This window comes from Kushneria sp. AK178 (assembly GCF_053903105.1).
Genome location: NZ_CP096381.1, coordinates 1,198,452 through 1,217,649 on the forward strand (window position 1 = coordinate 1,198,452; position 19,198 = coordinate 1,217,649).

Here is a 19,198-nt window from a genome sequence, read left to right on the forward strand (position 1 = left end):
GCGATAGATGCGCAGCGACGAATTCTACATGCACCGGGCGCTGGATCAGGCCCGGCTGGCGATGGCCGCAGACGAGGTGCCGATCGGCGCGGTCGTGGTCAGCGCCGAAGCCGAGATTATTGGTGAAGGGTTCAATGCGCCGGTTGGACAGTGCGATCCCACCGCGCACGCCGAGGTGCGGGCACTGCGCGATGCCGGACGGCGCAGCGGCAACTACCGGCTGACCGATTGCACGCTGTATGTCACTGTTGAACCCTGCCTGATGTGTACCGGGGCCATTATTCATGCCCGGATCAAACGAGTGGTGTATGCCACGCCGGAGCCCCGAACCGGCATGGCGCAGTCGAAGGCCAATCTGTTTGCCCAGCCCTGGCACAACCATGACGTGGTGGTCACGTCGGGGGTGTTGGCAGCGCCTGCCCGCCGGTTGCTGAAGCACTTTTTCGAGCAGCGGCGTCAGTCGTCGTGAGCGCCGGGCGGTGCGGCGTCCAGCGCGCCGGCCGCTTCGACGCGATTGCGTCCGGCCAGTTTGGCCCGGTAGAGCGCCTGGTCCGCAGTCTGGATCAGCTCCGCCAGGGTGTCGCTGGCGCGGCGGGTACTGATCAGCCCGACGCTGATGGTGACGACCGCGTGTGCCTCCTGTCTTGGCAGGGCCAGCCGTTCGACGCCGTGGCGCAGCTGCTCGCCGATCGCGACCGCCTGCTCGGGCGTGGCGCCCGGCAGACAGACGATGAACTCCTCGCCCCCGAAGCGGGCCAGCAGCCCGCCACTGGCCGTTACGACCTCCTTCAGGCGGTGAGCCACACGCTGCAGATAGGCATCTCCCGTGGGATGGCCGAGCTGATCGTTGATCTGCTTGAAGTGATCGATGTCCAGCAAAATGATCGTTCTGGGCCGTGATGCATCAAGGGCCTCGACCCACTGGCTGAAGTAGCGTCGATTGGGCAGTCCCGTCAGCTCGTCGTGTTGGGCCAGCCACTCTACCTCCTGCTGCAGGGCAATGCGCTTTTCCACTTCGCCACGCAGACGGTAATTGGCGTCCTTGACCCCGTTATGGCGCCGGCGCAGGCGGTGATGGAAATACGTCAGCAGATAGATCATCCAGGTAAAGATCAGCCCGGTGAGCAACACGATGGCCGGCAGCTTGGAGCGATCATAAAAAAGCCGGGCGTAGCTGGCCTCGGCGCAGATGGTGAAGTTGCTCTGGCCCAGCCGCAGAATATTGCAGTGCTCCAGCATGCTCAGCGCTTCAGGGGTATCGGAAGTGTAGAGGGTGTCACCGCCCTGCATGACCCGAACGCGAAAGCTGTGATTGTTCCGGGCATCATCAAGCGTGGCAAAAAGGCGGGCGGGATCGACCACAAAGGCCACGGCACCGGTAATGGCGGCGCTGTCCAGATCCTGAACGGGCTGATAAAAGATCACGCCCCGACCGCCGTTGGTCAGATTGACCAGACCGGTCGCGCTGGCGCTGCCCTGCAGGGCGGTGAACAGCGCCTCGTTGTTATCGCTTGCGAGCATATGGGTACCCAGCAGCGGCTGATTGTCCCGTCGCGGATAGGCGTGGCGGATACCCGGCCCCTGACGGTCGATATAGGCGATGGTTTCCATATAGTCGAAATGCTCGTCCAGGCGTCGGGCGCGATGGGTCCAGTCGCGGCTGGATGGTGAGCTGTCGGCGCTGTCCCAGCTGATGGCAAAGCGCTGCATGGCCTGGTCGCTGACGCTGATTTCCTGCCCCAGCCGCTCGCTCAGGGTATCGACGCGCATGCGGGCCACCTGATCGACCTCGCGAATGTTCTGGCTGTTGTGATAGTGCCAGAGCACCAGCAGGACCAGCAGTACGGTCATCGAGGCGGCCAGGGCGATACCGATGGCCCCGGGGCGCCGCCGGGGCCACTGTGTCAGGGTTTCGGCGGCCAGCAGCAACGTCACGGCCAGCAGGGTCGGCGTCGACAGCGACACTTCATGCAGCGAGACAAACCAGTGCTGCTCGATCAGATGCATGACAACCAGCGTGGCCGCCATGGCCAGGGCGATGGGTGCGACGCCCCCGGGGCGTGAGGGGAAAAGCGGCAGCAGCAGCAAAAAAAGCAGCGCCAGAGTGATCAGAATGGACGGGCGCAGGGAGTAGAACGGCGCCCGCCCGGGCCAGTGATCAAACAGCATCGACCACTGGGCATAGTTCATGAGCGTGTCGGGTAGTACAAAGGAGCCCAGCAGTGCCAGCAGGGGCATCAGCGTGACGGCGGCCATCGTCACGGCAACGGGTCTCATGAGATGGGGGTGCCACTGGCCGGCGATGGTCATCGTCAGCCGTGACAGCGTGACCATGGCGGTCATGGCCAGCAGTAGATGTTCCTGAGAGCGCATCAGCCACCATCCCGCCGCAATACAGGGCAGGGCAAGCAGTGTCAGCAGCGGGTCACCATGACGGGCGAAAAGGGCTTTCATGGAACAGGGGGTACGGTCTCGAATGCTGGGGTGGTGGTATTGCTGGCAGTGGCCCGCTCAAGCGATGAGAACTGATACTGAGTGCGCTCGACCCAGGTCAGGATCTCTTTATAGCGCTTGATGTTGCGCACATAGAGTGCGGCCACATTACCACGTGCAAAGCCGTGTTCCACCTGGCTATACCAGCGGCTCTCCTGCAGCAGCGGCAGCATTTTCCGGATTGACGCCCACTGGTCGGGATCATGGTCCTGCAGACGTGCCAGCCGTCGCGCGTCATACAGGTGGCCGAGCCCCAGGTTGTAGGCGGCCAGCGTCATCCAGGTCCTGTCCGGCTCGGCGACCTCCTCAGGGATGCGGTCATGCAGATAGCGCAGATAGCGGGCGCCGCCATCGATGCTCTGCTGCGGGTCCCTGCGATCGGCCACGTTCATGTGACGGGCGGTATCCCGGGTCAGCATCATCAATCCCTTGACGCCAGTGGGCGAGACGGCGTCCGGCTGCCAGTGCGACTCCTGATATCCCACCGCCGCCAGCAGCTTCCAGTCAAGGCCGGTCTTGCCGGCGGCTCGCTTGAAGTAGGGCAGCCACTGCTTCAGATGCGTCTGTGCCTGGGCAATAAAGCGCCGTGCGCCAACATATTCAAGATAGTCATCATGGCCGAAATACTGCTGTCTCAGAAGCTCCAGATCGCCGGAGCGTCGCATGTCACCGATAAAGTCGTTGGCCCGCTCGACCAGCGACGGGTCCGTATCGGCCGGGAAGGCCCATGCCAGGGTGACGGGGTCACCGATCGTCAGGGCACTGGCCACCTTCGGGAAAAACAGGCGGCTCAGCTTGAACTCGTGCGCGTAGACCACGGCAGCATCCAGCTCCCCGCTGTCGACCATTTTCAGCAGGTCCGTGGTTTCGATATCGGGGCTCTCCCGCCAGGTCAGCGTCGGGTGGGTTTTCTGCAGATCATGAAGGACACGGCTGGTCCCGGCGCCTGCGACCGTGCCGATGTCCAGCCCGTCCAGATCCTCGATTGTCCTGGGTCTCGACATGCCGCGCCGGTAGGCCACCATGGGCTGCATCGACATGATCGGCCGGGAATAGGTCACTCCCGGGCGCTGCTGATCCAGCACCAGACCCGCCGCGCCGATATCGGTGTGGCCGTTGGCGACGTGTTGCAGCACGCCTCGAATGTGGTGGTCATCTTCCACGGCAAGGCTGACGCCGAGCTCATCGGCAAAGCGGCGAAAGAGCTCGAACTCGAAGCCGGTCGGCCCCTGACGGCCCTCATAGAAGGTGATTGGTGCGTTGCGCGTGGCGACGGACAGAAAATCCCGCTGCTGAATATCGGCAAGCGTGGTGCGGGGTGTCATGGTGGCCGGCATCAGCTCGCCCCACCACGTCGAGATCGCGCGGGCAGGCGTCAGCAGCAGCAAAAGCGCTGCCACCAGCCCCGCGATTCGTCGGGTTGTGCGTAAAGGATGCCTGTACATGGGAGAAAACGGCCGTTTGAAGGGTGGATACAAGATACCGATGGCAGATAGACCCGGCTAGTCGATGGGTCTTACCTGCATGATAGCCTCAGTCTTTCGACTGATACCGGGCCGTTGGGCATCACGTGCCCTCGGCCTTCGCCACGCGAGACGCTTTCCAGTATGATGTCGCCCTCGCCGCCTGGCGCTGTTTCAATACGGGGGGCCGCTGCATCCTGGCGATGGCGTTCCCGCATATCTCCTCATTTCCTGTCAGTCAGTAGAGGCTTCGTTCGTCATGCTCGAACTGCACGGCCAGAGTGCCCTTTCTTCCTTCCGTCATGCCCGTCTGCTTGCCCGTCTGCGTGAGGTGATGCCGGGCGTGACGGGGGTGCATGCGATGCATCGCTATTTTGTGGATATCGAGCAGACGCCGGAACCCGGGGTCGTCGAGCGCCTGTGTGCGCTGCTGGAGGCCGACGAGCGGGCTGATTCGGTGCCGGCAGGCGCCCTCTATCTGGTCGTGCCGCGCTTTGGCACGGTCTCGCCCTGGTCCTCCAAGGCCACCGATATCGCCCACAACTGTGGTCTGCATCAGGTGCGTCGCATCGAGGCGGGCGTGGCCTGGTTTGTCGAAACCGACTCGCTGCCCTCCAGAGACGCGGTCGAGGGGATCCGTCAGGTGCTGGCCGATCGCATGACGCAGACGGTGCTGTTTGACTCAAGCGATGCCGCCAAACTGTTTGAGCAGCATATGCCGGCGCCGGAAAGCCATGTGGATATCCTGGACGGCGGGCGTCAGGCGCTGGCCGAGGCCAACGTCACGCTCGGACTGGCGCTGGCCGAGGACGAGATCGACTATCTGGTCGAGTCCTTTACCGGGCTTGAGCGCAATCCCAGCGATGTCGAGCTGATGATGTTCGCTCAGGCCAACTCCGAGCACTGCCGCCACAAGATCTTCAACGCCGACTGGCGCATCGACGATCAGGCGCAACAGCACTCGCTGTTCGGCATGATCCGCAACACCTATCGGTGCTCGCCGGACAACGTGCTGTCGGCCTACAGCGACAACGCCGCCATCATTCGCGGCCATGACGCCGGGCGCTTTCTGGCCGACAGCCGCGACTTTCGCTACCGCGCCCATCAGGAGCCGATCCATATCCTGATGAAGGTCGAAACGCACAATCACCCGACCGCCATTGCGCCTTATCCAGGGGCGGCGACCGGCGCCGGCGGCGAGATCCGTGACGAGGGCGCCACCGGTCGCGGTGGCAAGCCCAAGGCGGGCCTGACCGGCTTTACCGTCTCCAACCTGCGTATTCCGGAGTGGCTGCAGCCGTGGGAGGCGTTCGATTACGGCAAGCCCGAGCGCACCAGAAGCGCGCTGGACATCATGATCGAAGCGCCCATCGGGGCGGCAGCGTTCAACAACGAATTCGGCCGCCCGGCGCTCAACGGCTATTTTCGCACCTATGAGCATGATGTGGTCGGCCTGGCCGGCGTCGAGCGACGCGGCTATCACAAGCCGATCATGCTCGCCGGTGGCTATGGCAACGTGCGCGATGAACATGTACTCAAGGGCGAGATCGCTGTCGGCGCGAAGCTGATCGTCATGGGCGGGCCAGCCATGCTGATCGGTCTGGGCGGCGGGGCCGCCTCGTCGGTGGCGTCCGGCAGCACCAGCGATGAACTCGATTTTGCCTCGGTGCAGCGCGATAACGCCGAAATGGAGCGCCGCGCCCAGGAGGTCATCGATCGCTGTATCGCGCTGGGCGAGGATAATCCGATCAGCTTTATCCATGACGTGGGCGCCGGCGGGCTCTCCAACGCGTTGCCGGAACTGGTCAAGGATGGCGGCCGCGGCGGACTGTTCAGTCTGCGCGATGTGCCCAGTGCCGAGCCGGGCATGACGCCGCTGGAGATCTGGTGCAACGAGGCGCAGGAGCGCTATGTGCTGGCCGTGGCGCCGGAGGCGATCGAGCAGTTCGCAGCGCTGTGTAACCGCGAGCGCTGCCCGTTTGCGGTGGTCGGCGAGGCCACCGAGTCTCACGAAATCGCGGTGGTCGACGATCACTTCGAGACGCGCCCCATCGATCTGCCCATGAGCGTGCTGTTCGGCAAGCCGCCGAAGATGCAGCGCAGCTTCGAGCGTCGCCAGCTCCCGCAGCCGCCCCTGATGCTGGACAATCTGGATCTCAACGAGGCCATGGACCGGGTGCTGCAGCTGCCGGCGGTCGCCTCCAAGAGTTTTTTGATCACCATTGGCGATCGCACCGTGGGCGGCATGAGCGTGCGCGATCAGATGGTCGGCCCCTGGCAGGTGCCGGTGGCGGACTGTGCCGTCACCACGGCCGCCTTTGACACCCATGCCGGGGAGGCCATGGCGATGGGCGAGCGCACGCCCACGGCCCTGATTTCACCGGCGGCGTCGGCGCGTCTGGCCGTCACCGAGGCGATTACCAACATTGCCGCCGCGCCCATCGAGGCGCTCGGCGACATCAAGCTGTCCGCCAACTGGATGAGCGCGGCCGATCATGAGGGCGAAAATCAGGCCCTCTATGATGCGGTCCACGCGGTCGGCATGGAACTGTGCCCGGCGCTGGGCATCGCCATTCCGGTCGGCAAGGATTCGATGTCGATGCGCACCGCCTGGCGTGACGGCGAGCGCGACAAGGCTGTCACGGCGCCGCTGTCGCTGATCGTCTCAAGTTTTGCGCCGGTCAGCGATACCCTGAAGACGCTGACGCCGCAGCTGGACCCGAGTGAGGCGACCGAGCTGGTGCTGATCGACCTCGGCCGCGGCAAGAACCGCCTGGGCGGCTCGGCACTGGCACAGGTCTACGGTCAGCTGGGATCGCACGCCCCGGACCTGGACGCGCCCGAAGATCTGATCGGCTTTTTCGACGCCGTGCAGCGCCTCAACCGCGATGGTCGGCTGCTGGCCTATCACGACCGCAGCGATGGCGGGCTTTTGACCACGCTGGCCGAGATGAGCTTTGCCGGCCACTGTGGCCTGGCGGTCACGCTGGACGATCTGGTGCTCGATGCCCATCAGGCCACCGCGGCGCTGTTTGCCGAGGAGCCGGGCGCGGTGATCCAGGTCCGCCGTGACGACATCGAGACCGTGCTGGCGGTGCTCAATGAGGCAGGGCTGGGCGAGTGCGTTCATCGCATCGGCGCCCCGACAGAAGACGACCGCTTCTCGGTGATGCTCTATGATACGGCGCTGATCGAGACCACGCGCGTTCATGCCATTCGCACCTGGGCGGAAACCAGCTATCAGCTGCAGGCGCGCCGGGACAATCCCGACTGCGCCCGTCAGGAGTTCGACGCGCTCGATGAGACCCGCAACCCCGGGCTGCACGCTCGCCTGAGCTATGACGTTGACGAGGATGTGGCAGCGCCCTTTATCAATCAGGGGGCGGCGCCGCGGGTGGCAATCCTGCGCGAGCAGGGCGTCAACGGCCAGCTCGAGATGGCGTGGAACTTCACCCACGCCGGCTTCGAGGCGATCGACGTACACATGTCGGACATTCTGGAAGGGCGCGTGGACCTGGCCGACTTCCAGGGCGCGGTGGCCTGCGGCGGCTTCTCCTATGGGGATGTGCTGGGCGCCGGCGGCGGCTGGGCGAAGTCGATTCTCTTCAGTGAGCGCGGCCGCGAGCAGTTTGCGCGCTTTTTCGAGCGTCAGGACACCTTCGCCCTGGGCGTATGCAACGGCTGTCAGATGCTCTCCCGGCTCAAGTCGCTGATTCCCGGCGCCGATCACTGGCCGCGCTTTGTGCGCAACCTCTCCGAGCAGTATGAGGCGCGCGTGTCGATGGTGCGCGTCGAGTCCACACCGTCGCTGTTTCTGGCCGACATGGCCGGCTCGCGCATGCCGATTGCGGTGGCGCACGGTGAAGGGCAGGCGCAGTTCCGTGACGCCAGCCACCTGCGTCAGGCGCAGGCGAGCGGCACGGTAGCGCTGCGCTACGTTGACAACTTCGGCGAGGTCACCACCGGCTATCCGGCCAACCCCAACGGCTCGCCGTCGGGCATTACCGGTCTCACCTCGCAGGATGGCCGCGTGACCATCATGATGCCGCACCCCGAACGTGTGGCGCGCGCCGTCACCAACTCCTGGCGTCCGCAGGAGTGGCGCGAGGCCGGCGGCTGGATGCGCATGTTCCGCAATGCCAGAAAGTGGGTGGGCTGAAGTCGATCACCGCTTGAGGTGTTCGACATCAGGCAGCCATAAAAAAGGGGCCTCCCCGGGAGGCCCCTTTGCAGTGCTGCTACGGCGCGATCAGTTCTGCGGGCGTTCGGCCGGATGGAAAAAGCGCACGGTCGGTGCTTCTGCCAGCAGCGGTTCGGTGCCGTCCTTGAAGGGCTGGTAGTGGGGCATGGTCATGTGCTTTTCAAAGGCGGCGCGGTCGGCGTAGACCTCGTGAAGAATGACGGTGTTGCCGTCCTCTTCCGGCACCAGCACATCAAACTGGTGGCAACCGCTTTCATTGGCCAGCGACTCGTTGGCGTCGTTGTGGGCCAGCGCCAGAAACGCATCGCGCTGGCCTTCCTTGATTCTGAACTCTGCCAGTACGACAAAGGTGGCTTTGGTTGCGCTCATCATGATTCTCCCTGCAGACATTGAGTGTTTGGGGGCAGCAGTAAGGTCCGCGGCGTCGAGACGATCTCCGGCGCGCGGTCTAATGGACCCTGGGCGCCGGGCCCATGCCCATGCGCTCGTGAAATTCGGCGACCGCGCTTCGCAGCAGTTCCAGAAGCCCGGGCACCAGTGAGGCGCCCTGTTCGGGGCCCGCCACAAACTGCTCCACGCTGACATGAACGGCTTCACCGTGAATGACGACCTTGGCCGCCTTGATGGCATTCATGACGTCATTGGCCACATCGAGCAGCTGGGCACGGTCGGTGCTGGCGTCGGCTTGCCAGATGCCGGGCAGCATCAGCTGAAAGAAGGCCGGCTCATCCTCGGCCACGACCAGCACGAACTCCAGGCTTTCGAGCGTAATGCGTGCCGCGTGGGTATCGATGGCTTCCACCTGGAAATCCATGGCGCCCAGGTTTTCAATGTAGTGCTCGATCTGCGTGTTGGCCTGCATTGCGCGCCTCTTCGGTCACCCGTGGTGACGGTGTTAAACATCCATCCGGTCCCGACACCGGGGACCACAGGATCAGTATAAGGTCATGTCAGCGTCTTTAACGACACCCCCGCAGCTGCGCCCCTACCAGAAGGAGGCCGTCGAACGCGTCGTCGGTCATTTCCGTCAAAGCGATGATCCCGCCGTGGTGGTGCTGCCCACCGGCAGTGGCAAGAGTCTGGTCATTGCCGAGCTGGCCCGCATCGCCCGCGGCCGTGTGCTGGTGCTGGCCCATGTGCGTGAGCTGGTGGCGCAGAATCACGCCAAGTACGAGGCCTACGGCCTCAGCGCCGATGTTTTCAGTGCCGGGCTGGGGCGACGGGACAGCCAGCGTCAGGTGGTCTTTGGGTCGGTACAGTCCGTGATCAATGCGCTTGACGAATTTGATGACGGTCGGTTCACGCTGCTGGTCATCGACGAGTGCCATCGCGTGGCGCCCATGGTGGACGCAGGCGCGGAGAACAAACGCCGGCAGCAGCCCGGCAGCTACCAGCGTGTCATTGACCATTTGCGGGCGGCCCGGCCGGATCTCAAGGTGCTGGGGCTGACGGCTACCCCCTATCGGCTGGGGCAGGGGTTCATCTATCACCGTCACTATCACGGCATGGTGCGCGGCCCGGAGACATCCTTTTTCCGCGATTGCGTGTTCGAACAGCCCCTGCGCGTCATGGTCAAACAGGGCTATCTGGCCGAGCCCCGACGCATCGATGCCGCGGTAGCGCGCTATGATTTTTCGCAGCTCTCGCCGCGCAGCAGCGGGCAGTACGCCGAGTCCGATCTCAACCGCGTGGTCAGCGGCAACCGGGCCACGCCGGTAATCATCGAGGATGTCATGGCGCACGCCCACGACCGCCAGGGCGTGATGATCTTTGCCGCCACCGTGGCGCACGCCGAGGAGATCATGGGCTATCTGCCCGAGGGGCAGGCGGCGCTGGTGACCGGCACGACCGCCGGACGCGAGCGCGAGCGCCTGATCGAGGCCTTCAAGGCGCGCGAGATCCAGTATCTGGTCAACGTGGCGGTGCTGACCACCGGTTTTGACGCCCCGCATGTCGATCTGATCGCGATTCTGCGACCGACCGAGTCGGTGGGGCTCTATCAGCAGATCGTCGGTCGCGGGCTGCGCCTGTCGCCCGGCAAGACCGAGTGTCTGGTGCTGGATTACGCCGGTAACCCCTGGGCGCTCTACGGCCCCGAGATCGATACGCCGCGACCGGACAGTGACAGCGAGCCGGTGCAGGTCGAGTGCCCCGAGTGCGGTTTTGCCAACATCTTCTGGGGCAAGCGCGACGGCGAGCTGGTGATCGAGCATTTCGGTCGGCGCTGTCAGGGGCTGGTCGAGGACGAGCAGGGCAGCCGGGTGCAGTGTGACTTTCGCTTTCGCTACAAGGTCTGCGAGCAGTGCGGCACGCAGAACGATATCGCCGCCCGGCGCTGTCGCCACTGTCAGGAGCAGCTGATCGATGCCGACGACAAGCTGCGCGACGCCCTGAAGCTCAAGGATGCTCTGGTGCTCAGGGTCAGCGGCATGATGCTCGAGGAGAGCGTCAACGGACGCGGCATGGCCCGCTTGAAGGTGACCTATGTGGATGAGGACGGGGCCACGCTCCCGGAGTGGTACGCCCTGGAGACGTCCGCCCAGCGCACCGCCTTTTATCACGCCTGGCTGAAACAGCATCTGCGCGCCCCTGGCGTGGGCTGGCGGCCGACCACGATCAGGGAGGTGATCGCCTCGCGTGAGCGGCTTCGTCATCCGGATTTCGTGGTGGGGCGCAAGGTGGGGCGCTACTGGCAGGTACGCGAGCGCCTGTTCGATCATGAAGGCCGCTATCGGCGCGCCGACAGCGCCGAGCCAGGCTGACGGGGGCAGTAACCGATCCCGTTATTCTGTTAGAATCAGCACCGTTGTCGCATGACAACGCCATTATCATTGTGTGCGATCCATTTGCGATCAAGGAGTTTGTCATGAGCTGGTCTGCCCCCGAAGTCAAGGAAATCAGTGCTGGTATGGAAGCCAGCGTCTATCTGCCTGCCGATATCGAAATCGACATTGAAGAGTGATGCTGTCGGTACGCGGCGCCTGCGCGTGCGCGTACTGGGGTCGGCCGCCGGTGGCGGCCTGCCTCAATGGAACTGTCGCTGTGACGTGTGCCGGCTGGCCCGCGCCGAACCGCAGCGGGTGGTGCCCCGTACCCAGTCCTCGATCGCGGTCTCGGTAGACGGCGAGCGCTGGGCGCTGATCAACTGCGCCCCCGAAGTGCTGCACCAGCTACAGCGTGAGCCGGCGCTTCAGCCGACACGGGATGACCGTCATACCCCGATTCAATCGATTCTGGTCACCAATGGTGACGTGGATCATGTCGCAGGGCTTTTGAGCCTGCGCGAACGCTCGTCGTTTCGTCTGTATGCCACGCCGGAGATTCACGGCGTGCTGCGCGACAACCCGATTTTCAACGTGCTTGCCCCGGACTGCGTCGAGCGGCGCGATGTGGCGCTCGACAGCCGCATTGAACTGCTGCCCGGTCTCTCGGCGACCGTTTTCGCCGTGCCCGGCAAGACCGCGCTCTACCTGGAAGGCGATCAGGTGGAGATCGGCGCCGAGGGCGAGTCCACCGTGGGCGTCGAGTTCGAACTCGACGGCCGGCGGCTCTACTACATTCCCGGCTGCGCCACCGTGACGCCACGCCTGGCCGAGCGGCTCGAAGGGGCCGCCGCGCTGCTGTTTGACGGCACCCTGTGGCGCGATGACGAGATGGTGCGTGCCGGCGTTGGTCAAAAGACCGGCCAGCGCATGGGCCACATGTCGATGTCGGGGATGGATGGCAGCATGGCGGCGCTGGCCGATGCGGATATCGGTCGGCGCATTTTCATTCACATCAACAACACCAACCCCGTGTTGATCGAGGACAGCGCCGAGCGGCGCGAGGCCGACAACGCCGGTTGGGAGATCGCCTTCGACGGCATGGAGATCACGCCTTGAGTTCCCCTGATGCGCCCCTGGGCGACGTGACCGAGCCGCTGAGCGCCGAAGCGCTGGAGGCGCGTCTGCGCGAGATCGGCGAGGCGCGCTATCACCACCGCCACCCGTTTCAGCTGGCGCTGCAAAACGGCGAGCTCAACCGCTGTCAGGTGCGGGCCTGGGCGCTCAACCGCTATTACTATCAGGCGATGATTCCCATCAAGGACGCCACCCTGATGGCGCGTCTTGATGACCCGGACTGGCGGCGCGAGTGGCGCAGCCGGCTGGTCGATCACGACGGCGAGGCGCCCGGCGACGGCGGCATCGAGCGCTGGCTGAAGCTCACCGAGGGGCTGGGGCTGGACCGTGACATGGTGCGCTCGACCCGGTTGATCCTGCCGGCGACACGCTTTGCGGTCGAGGCCTATACCCACTTCGTGCGTGATCGCACGCTGCTGGAGGCCATCGCCTCGTCACTCACCGAGCTCTTTTCGCCGAAGGTGATCGGTACCCGCGTCTCGGGGATGCTTGCGCACTACGATTTTGTCTCGGAAGAGACACTGGATTATTTCCGCCCGCGTCTGACCCAGGCCCCTCACGACGCCGAGCGAGCGCTGACCTATGTGCGCGAGCACGCCCGGCGTGCCGATCAGCAGCAGGCGGTGCTGGAGGCGTTGATCTTCAAGTGCGACGTGCTCTGGACCATGCTGGATGCGCTGCAGCACGCCTATGTCGAGGGCCACCGGCCGCCGGGGGCCTGGGACGGCGAGCAGGGCCTGGTCGAAGGAGCCGCACCTTGAGCAGCGGTCTCGACGACAATGCCGTGGTGCGCCTGCCGCGGGGCGTGCGCATGCGCCATGATGCCGCACGCGGCGGCTGGGTGCTGCTGGCGCCGGAGCGGATCTTTCAGCTGGATGCGATTGCCCACGCCGTGATGGTCCGGGTGGACGGCGAGCGATCCGTGTCGCAGATCGTCGATGCGCTGGCCGCCGATTTTGATGCCGAGCGGGCCCGGATTCGTCATGACGTGCTGGCCCTGTTTCATGCCCTGATCGATCGGGGCGTGCTGGAGATGACGACATGAATGACACGACGTCAACACACGCTGATACGGCCGTTGCCCCGCCCATGGGGCTGCTGGCCGAGCTGACCCATCGCTGCCCGCTGCAGTGTCCCTACTGCTCCAACCCGGTCGAGCTCGAGCGTCGCAGTGATGAACTCGATACCGCCGGCTGGCAGCGCGTGCTGCGCGAGGCCGCGGAGGTCGGTGTTCTGCAGGTGCATCTCTCCGGTGGCGAGCCGGCGGCGCGGCCGGATCTGGTCGAGCTGGTCGAGACCTGTGCCCGGGAAGGGCTCTACTCGAATCTGATCACCGCGGGCGTGAGCATTACGCCCGAGCGGCTGGCCGCCCTCGACGCCGCCGGGCTGGATCACGTTCAGCTCTCCTTTCAGGGCGCCACCGATGAGGTGACCGAGCACGTCTCGGGCATGCGCGGGGCGTTCGACAAAAAGTGCGCCTTCGCTGCTGAGGTTCGAAAGCTGGGGCTGCCGCTGACGATGAACGTGGTGATCCATCGCGCCAATATTCATCAGATCGATGAATTTATCGATCTGGCGCTGGCGCTGGGTGCCGAGCGTCTGGAACTGGCGCACGCCCAGTATTACGGCTGGGCCCTGCACAACCGCAGCGCGCTCATGCCGCGTCGCGCGGACGTCATGACGGCACTGAGAACGGTCGAGGCCGCCCAGGCGCGTCTCAAGGGCCGCCTTGCCATCGATTCGGTGGTGCCGGACTACTATGCCCACGGCCCCAAGCCCTGCATGAACGGCTGGGGACGCCAGACCATCAACATCACGCCTTCGGGGCAGGGCCTGCCGTGTCATGCGGCGCAGACCATTCCGGGGCTCGAGTTCTGGAGCGTGCGCGATCACGGCGTGGCCGATATCTGGTATCACTCGCCGGCCTTCAATGCCTTTCGCGGCACCGACTTCCTGCCTGATGCCTGCCAGAGCTGCGATCGCCGCGACATCGATCACGGCGGCTGTCGCTGTCAGGCGTTGATGATGACCGGCGACGCGCGTCAGATGGACCCGGTCTGCCAGCATTCGCCCTGGCATGAGGAGGTGCAGACGCTGACGCTGGAGGAGGCCGGGCGCGACGAGCCCTTTGCCTATCGCCGTTTTGCCCGCACCCGGCATCAGTCGCCTTCGACTGCCGCGATACCACAGGACGCAGATGCCTGACACGGGCCATCCTGATAGACTCGGGGCCATGCCCCGTGTCACTTGAGCCTTCGCGTTGCCCCCCATGACCCAGTCCGGTGATCTTCAAAGCCCCGGTGCCGAGGTTGCCCCGACCGTCATGGTGGGCGGCGAGCCCCTGCATGACCTGCCGGAGGATCTGTATATCCCGCCGGAGGCGCTGCGCGTTTTTCTGGAAACCTTCGAGGGGCCGCTGGATCTGCTGCTGTATCTGATCCGGCGTCAGAATCTCGATATTCTGGCTGTCAACGTCGCGGCCGTGACCCATCAGTACATCGACTACGTGGAGCTCATGAAGGTCAGCGGGATTGATCTTGCCGCCGAATACCTGCTGATGGCCGCCATGCTGGCCGAGATCAAGTCACGCACGCTGCTGCCGCGTCCGCCCCGCTCGGATGACGACGAAGACGAAGAGGACCCGACGGCGGCGCTGGTGCGACGCCTTCAGGAGTACGAGCAGATCAAGCTGGCCGCCCGGGCCATCGACGAGCTGCCGCGTCAGGGGCGTGACTGGTATCAGGCTGAAGCGGGGCTGCCGGTGCTACAGCCGCGCGTACAGCATCCGCCGGTCGAGCTGTCAGAGCTTCTGGGGGCGCTGTCCGGTCTGATGCAGCGCGTCGACTTCAAAAAGGAGCATCAGATCACCCGGGAAGTGCTCTCGACCCGGGAACGGATGATGGCCATTCTGGAGCGCCTCAACGATGAGCAGTTCACCTCGTTCGAGACGCTCTTTGACCCGGAAGAGGGACGCGCGGGGGTGGTGGTCACCTTCATGGCCATTCTGGAACTGAGCAAGGAGCGATTGATCGAGATCGTACAGAACGCGCCGCTGTCGCCCATCCATGTGCGCGCGCAGGCGCCGTCGCCCGACGACGATGACGGATCAAGCGAGCAGCCCTTTGAAGTGGATGATGCGGTGGGGGGATCATGACGCCATCGCTGGATCGCATTCTTGAAGGCGTGCTGCTGGCGGCCGGCGAACCGCTGACGATCGAGCGTCTGGAAGTCGTTTTTGACGACGCCGAACGGCCCGGGCGCCGGGCACTGCGCGAGGCGCTGGCCACGCTCGGGGAACGACTGGAAGACAGTGCGCTGGTGCTCGAGGAGACGGCGTCGGGATTTCGTCTGCGCGTGCGCGATGCTCTCTCGCCCTGGGTGTCACGGCTGTGGGACGAGCGCCCGCAGCGCTATTCGCGGGCGCTGCTGGAGACGCTGGCTCTGATCGCCTATCGTCAGCCCGTGACACGACCCGATATCGAAGAGGTGCGCGGGGTGTCGGTGAGCGCCTCGATCATGCGCACCCTGGTCGAGCGCGGCTGGGTGCGGGTCGCCGGCCATCGCGATGTGCCCGGGCGTCCGGCAGTGTATGCGACCACCCGAAGCTTTCTGGATGATTTCGGGCTGCGCACGCTGGACGAGCTGCCGCCGATCAGTGCGGTGAAGGAGGGCGAAACCGTCGACTGGCTCGAACAGCTCACCCCCGGTGCGCCGTCTGCAGAGACCGTAGAAGCATCAAATGCTTCGGCGACCACCGAAGACTCGCTACCCGACAATGAAGACGCTGCCAGCGAAAGCATTGCCAACGAGGGTATGGCTACCGAACACGCTGTCGATAGCGACAGCAGTAATACAGCAGATGGGCCGGCCGACTCGCCCGAGGGGGCGCCGGCACCATCCCCACACTCGTCGATCGAGGCGCCAACGCCTGCCGGTCAGAGTCCGAGTCTTGACGAGATCGGCCAGCGACTGGCCGAGCGGCTGCGCGACAGGCCGAGCCACGACAGGCCGGGCCACGACAGGCCGGACCGCGACCGCCCGGATACTGGACTCGATGAGAGATCGACACACACCAGTGACCCTGAAGATTGAGACTTCGCATGAATACCGAAAAGCTGCAAAAAGTACTGGCCCGTGCCGGGCTGGGATCAAGACGCGAGATGGAAACCGCCATCGGCGCCGGGCGCGTCAGGGTCAACGGCGAGACGGCCACCCTGGGGGATCGTGTCTCCGAGGAGGACCGCGTCACCCTGGACAATCGCCCCGTCACCCTGACCTCGAGTCAGGCGTCATCGCGTCGCGTCATCATGTACAACAAGCCGGAAGGCGAGCTCTGCACGCGTCGCGATCCGGAAGGCCGCCGTACAGTGTTCGAGCATCTGCCGCGCCTGTCCGGCGAGCGCTGGATCGCCATCGGCCGACTGGACATCAATACCAGCGGCCTGCTGCTCTTTACCACCGATGGCGAGCTGGCCAATCGACTGATGCACCCGTCGATGCAGATCGAGCGTGAATATGCCGTGCGGGTCATGGGCGAGGTGACCATGGAGCATGTGCGGGCCATGGTCGAGGGGGTGATGCTGGAAGACGGGCCGGCGCGCTTTACCGACGTGCAGGAGTTCGGCGGCGAGGGCATCAACACCTGGTTTCATGTCGTCATCATGGAAGGGCGCAACCGTGAAGTGCGACGGCTATGGGAATCCCAGGGGCTGACGGTCAGCCGCCTCAAGCGCGTACGCTACGGCAGCGTGTTTCTGGACAAGCGCGCCCGCGCCGGCGAGTGGACCGAGCTGACCCAGCAGGAGGTGGACGACCTTTCCGACCTGGCCGGACTGGAAAAGCGCCGGGTGCCGGCCCTGACGCCGGATGAAAAAAACCGCTGGAACCGCGACAAGAACAAGCGTCGCCCGGTACGCGGGGTCAAGTCGCCGGAGGCGGCGCGTGGCAGCGGCCAGGAGAGCAGCCCTCGCCGCAGCGATCGTGAGGAAGCACGTCCGATCACGCCCCGCGAAAAGCGCAATGAGAAGCGTAGCGACCGTGATGGCTGGAGCTCCACAGCGCCGACGAGCAATCGTCGCTCGTCCGGCAGGAATGACAAGGGGCAGGAGCGCCGCGGCAGCGGTCAGAAGGGTGGTGCGACGACGCCACAGGGTCGAAAGGGCGGCGGACGTCGTTAACGCTCAAAGTGAGCAAGAGGCGCTTGCATCGCGAATGCTTTCAAAGTAGTATTTGCGCCCGTCGAGCGGGTCGTTAGCTCAGTGGTAGAGCAGTTGGCTTTTAACCAATTGGTCGTAGGTTCGAATCCTACACGACCCACCACCTCGACAGAGAAACTGGCATGTCCGTGATTGTCGGCAGCATTATCGGGTCGTTAGCTCAGTGGTAGAGCAGTTGGCTTTTAACCAATTGGTCGTAGGTTCGAATCCTACACGACCCACCATTGATCCTGTCATTGTTTCCAGCCTCGCGTTGATGCCTGATCGACCGGGTCGTTAGCTCAGTGGTAGAGCAGTTGGCTTTTAACCAATTGGTCGTAGGTTCGAATCCTACACGACCCACCAGTTTTGAAGCGCCTCATCCCGTGTCCGGGGTGAGGCGTTTTTGCGTGCCCGCTTTCCCGGTGGGCTAGCGAAATCTTTCCAGCGTCTGCCGGTATTGATTGAACGCCTGGCGCCGCTCGCGGATGCGGCTGGTCAGGGCGTAGTCGCCGTTTTGTTGTGACGCCTTTTCGGCCAGCGCCAGCTGCTTCAGCCCGCCGTCGATGTCGCCCTTGAGCTGAAGGCGCTCGGCCAGGGCCAGGTGCCCCCAGTCTTCACGGTTGCTGCGCCCGGCCGCCTCGCTGAGCAGGTTCCAGAGATCCGGGTCTTCGGCGTGGGTGTCGGTCAGGGCCCTGAGATCGCGAAAGGCGATCGCCGGATTGATACCCAGCTGCGCTTCGGCCTGGATGATCTGTGCCGGGTAGTAGCCGGGCGTCAGGCGCAGAATGCGCTCGCAGCGCCGCACGGCTTCCTCGCGGCGGCCGGCATCCAGTGCGGCATCGGCGGCACTGGTGGGCAGCATCAGAATGTCGGGCGCCTCCCGGGCAAGCTGGTCGAACGCGGCCAGCGCCTGATCGGTGCGCTGATTGATGCTGTCATTGAGCGCCTCTAGGTAGCGCAGGGCGATCGGGTGGGCGTTATCCTGTTCGAGACGCGTGCGCACGGCCGTAGGGTCGCTCATGTTCATCGCCAGCATGGCGCGGGCGCGGATCAGATCGTACTCGGGGCCCGGTTCGCGGTAGTTGCCGCTCTGGTATTGCTGGGCCAGGCTGGTGGTATCGCTCAGCCGCGACCCGGTCATGGGGTGGGTCAGCAAAAACTCGGGCGGGGTATTGCCCTGCATGCCCGAAAGTCGCTGCATGGTGGCAAACATGCGCGGCATGGCCATGGGGTCCATGCCGGAACGTGCCATGGCCTGCAGGCCGACCCGGTCGGCTTCCTGTTCGTAGCGGCGTGAGTAGCTCAGCTGGCTCTGCATGGCCGCGGCCTGGGTGCCTGCCATGGTGGCCACGCCGAGATTGCCGCCACCGCCGGCGGCCACCACCAGACCGGCCAGCATGGCCGCCATGGTGGGCAGCTGGGCGCGTTCGCTGCGCGCCATCTCGCGGGCAAAGTGGTGCTGGGAGAGATGGCCCATTTCATGCGCCAGCACCGAGGCGAAGGCATCCCGGTCGGGTGCCCAGGCAAACAGGCCGGTGTTGAGGCCGATCACGCCCCCGGGCACGGCAAAGGCATTCAGCGTGCGGCTCGACACCAGGGTGACCACGGGGGTGATGTCGTCGAGCTGGCTATTGGGCAAGAGCCGTGCCACCAGCGATTCGATGTAGTCCTGCGTGATGGGGTCACGCCACTGTCCAACATGGCCGCGAAACTCGCGAAGCCAGGCACGCCCGAGGCGAAACTCCTCCTGACTGCTGTAGTTGCCGGCCGCATCTCCCAGGGTGGGCAGCTGGCTGGCCGGTGAGGGCGTCGGCAGGGGCGCCGCGCCAAGCAGCAGCGCGGCCGTGATAATGCATCGAAAACGCATATGCCTTGACATGACATGCTTACCGGATGGCCGTTGAAACATGAAGGGGCAGGGGTGTCGCTGCCCGCGCAGCACGG

14 protein-coding genes, 3 tRNA genes and 1 pseudogene are annotated in these 19,198 nt (G+C 64.7%); 13 read left to right on the forward strand and 5 right to left on the reverse strand.

Annotated features, from left to right (window positions below):
• Nucleotides 1–7: 7 nt before the first annotated feature.
• Entirely contained in the window at nucleotides 8–469 is a 462-nt protein-coding gene (gene tadA / locus M1D97_RS05320; RefSeq protein WP_456269705.1) for a tRNA adenosine(34) deaminase TadA, read from the forward strand.
• Here the strand turns inward: tadA and M1D97_RS05325 are convergent.
• Nucleotides 457–2,454: a sensor domain-containing diguanylate cyclase gene (locus tag M1D97_RS05325; RefSeq protein ID WP_456269706.1), complete on the reverse strand. Its 1,998-nt coding sequence runs from the start codon at nucleotides 2,452–2,454 to the stop codon at nucleotides 457–459. The genes tadA and M1D97_RS05325 overlap by 13 nt on opposite strands.
• On the reverse strand, nucleotides 2,451–3,893 hold the full coding sequence (mltF, locus tag M1D97_RS05330; protein WP_456269707.1) for a membrane-bound lytic murein transglycosylase MltF: 1,443 nt from the start codon (nucleotides 3,891–3,893) through the stop codon (nucleotides 2,451–2,453). The genes M1D97_RS05325 and mltF overlap by 4 nt, the downstream gene beginning before the upstream one ends.
• Before the next feature lie 322 nt (nucleotides 3,894–4,215).
• On the opposite strand from mltF, the gene purL reads away from it, so the two are divergent.
• Nucleotides 4,216–8,115, forward strand: a complete 3,900-nt coding sequence (gene purL, locus M1D97_RS05335; RefSeq protein WP_456269708.1) for a phosphoribosylformylglycinamidine synthase — start codon at nucleotides 4,216–4,218, stop codon at nucleotides 8,113–8,115.
• A 90-nt stretch (nucleotides 8,116–8,205) separates the two neighbouring features.
• Here purL and M1D97_RS05340 read toward each other — a convergent pair whose 3' ends face one another.
• Together M1D97_RS05340 and M1D97_RS05345 are read right to left on the reverse strand one after the other, a co-directional pair.
• Entirely contained in the window at nucleotides 8,206–8,526 is a 321-nt protein-coding gene (locus M1D97_RS05340) for a putative quinol monooxygenase (RefSeq protein WP_456269709.1), read from the reverse strand.
• 79 nt (nucleotides 8,527–8,605) lie between these two features.
• On the reverse strand, nucleotides 8,606–9,019 hold the full coding sequence (locus M1D97_RS05345) for a hypothetical protein (protein WP_456269710.1): 414 nt from the start codon (nucleotides 9,017–9,019) through the stop codon (nucleotides 8,606–8,608).
• Nucleotides 9,020–9,104: 85 nt separating this feature from the next.
• Between M1D97_RS05345 and M1D97_RS05350 the strand changes: the two genes are divergently transcribed.
• The 11 genes and pseudogenes from M1D97_RS05350 (at nucleotide 9,105) to M1D97_RS05400 (ending at nucleotide 17,617) form a co-directional block, all read left to right on the forward strand.
• Nucleotides 9,105–10,919: a DEAD/DEAH box helicase gene (locus tag M1D97_RS05350; RefSeq protein WP_456269711.1), complete on the forward strand. Its 1,815-nt coding sequence runs from the start codon at nucleotides 9,105–9,107 to the stop codon at nucleotides 10,917–10,919.
• Between the two features lie 189 nt (nucleotides 10,920–11,108).
• On the forward strand, nucleotides 11,109–12,038 hold the full coding sequence (pqqB, locus tag M1D97_RS05355; protein WP_456269712.1) for a pyrroloquinoline quinone biosynthesis protein PqqB: 930 nt from the start codon (nucleotides 11,109–11,111) through the stop codon (nucleotides 12,036–12,038).
• Nucleotides 12,035–12,817 carry a pyrroloquinoline-quinone synthase PqqC gene (gene pqqC, locus M1D97_RS05360; protein WP_456269713.1) on the forward strand — a complete coding sequence of 261 codons (783 nt, stop codon included), beginning with the start codon at nucleotides 12,035–12,037 and terminating at the stop codon, nucleotides 12,815–12,817. The genes pqqB and pqqC overlap by 4 nt, the downstream gene beginning before the upstream one ends.
• Nucleotides 12,814–13,101: a pyrroloquinoline quinone biosynthesis peptide chaperone PqqD gene (gene pqqD / locus M1D97_RS05365; RefSeq protein WP_456269714.1), complete on the forward strand. Its 288-nt coding sequence runs from the start codon at nucleotides 12,814–12,816 to the stop codon at nucleotides 13,099–13,101. Before pqqC ends, pqqD begins: the two co-directional genes overlap by 4 nt.
• On the forward strand, nucleotides 13,098–14,261 hold the full coding sequence (gene pqqE, locus M1D97_RS05370) for a pyrroloquinoline quinone biosynthesis protein PqqE (RefSeq protein ID WP_456269715.1): 1,164 nt from the start codon (nucleotides 13,098–13,100) through the stop codon (nucleotides 14,259–14,261). Before pqqD ends, pqqE begins: the two co-directional genes overlap by 4 nt.
• Nucleotides 14,262–14,325: 64 nt before the next feature.
• Nucleotides 14,326–15,210 carry a segregation and condensation protein A gene (locus M1D97_RS05375; protein WP_456269716.1) on the forward strand — a complete coding sequence of 295 codons (885 nt, stop codon included), beginning with the start codon at nucleotides 14,326–14,328 and terminating at the stop codon, nucleotides 15,208–15,210.
• Nucleotides 15,207–16,148, forward strand: coding sequence for an SMC-Scp complex subunit ScpB (gene scpB / locus M1D97_RS05380; protein ID WP_456269717.1), 942 nt, complete (start codon nucleotides 15,207–15,209; stop codon nucleotides 16,146–16,148). Before M1D97_RS05375 ends, scpB begins: the two co-directional genes overlap by 4 nt.
• Nucleotides 16,149–16,156: 8 nt before the next feature.
• Nucleotides 16,157–16,993 (forward strand): annotated as a pseudogene (gene rluB / locus M1D97_RS05385) (23S rRNA pseudouridine(2605) synthase RluB); the annotation flags it as partial.
• A gap of 307 nt (nucleotides 16,994–17,300) precedes the next feature.
• Nucleotides 17,301–17,375, forward strand: a tRNA-Lys gene (locus tag M1D97_RS05390).
• Nucleotides 17,376–17,421: 46 nt separating this feature from the next.
• Nucleotides 17,422–17,496, forward strand: a tRNA-Lys gene (locus tag M1D97_RS05395).
• Between the two features lie 46 nt (nucleotides 17,497–17,542).
• Nucleotides 17,543–17,617: transfer RNA gene (locus M1D97_RS05400), tRNA-Lys, on the forward strand.
• A 64-nt stretch (nucleotides 17,618–17,681) separates the two neighbouring features.
• Here M1D97_RS05400 and M1D97_RS05405 read toward each other — a convergent pair.
• Nucleotides 17,682–19,133: a M48 family metalloprotease gene (locus M1D97_RS05405; RefSeq protein WP_456269718.1), complete on the reverse strand. Its 1,452-nt coding sequence runs from the start codon at nucleotides 19,131–19,133 to the stop codon at nucleotides 17,682–17,684.
• Nucleotides 19,134–19,198: the final 65 nt, after the last annotated feature.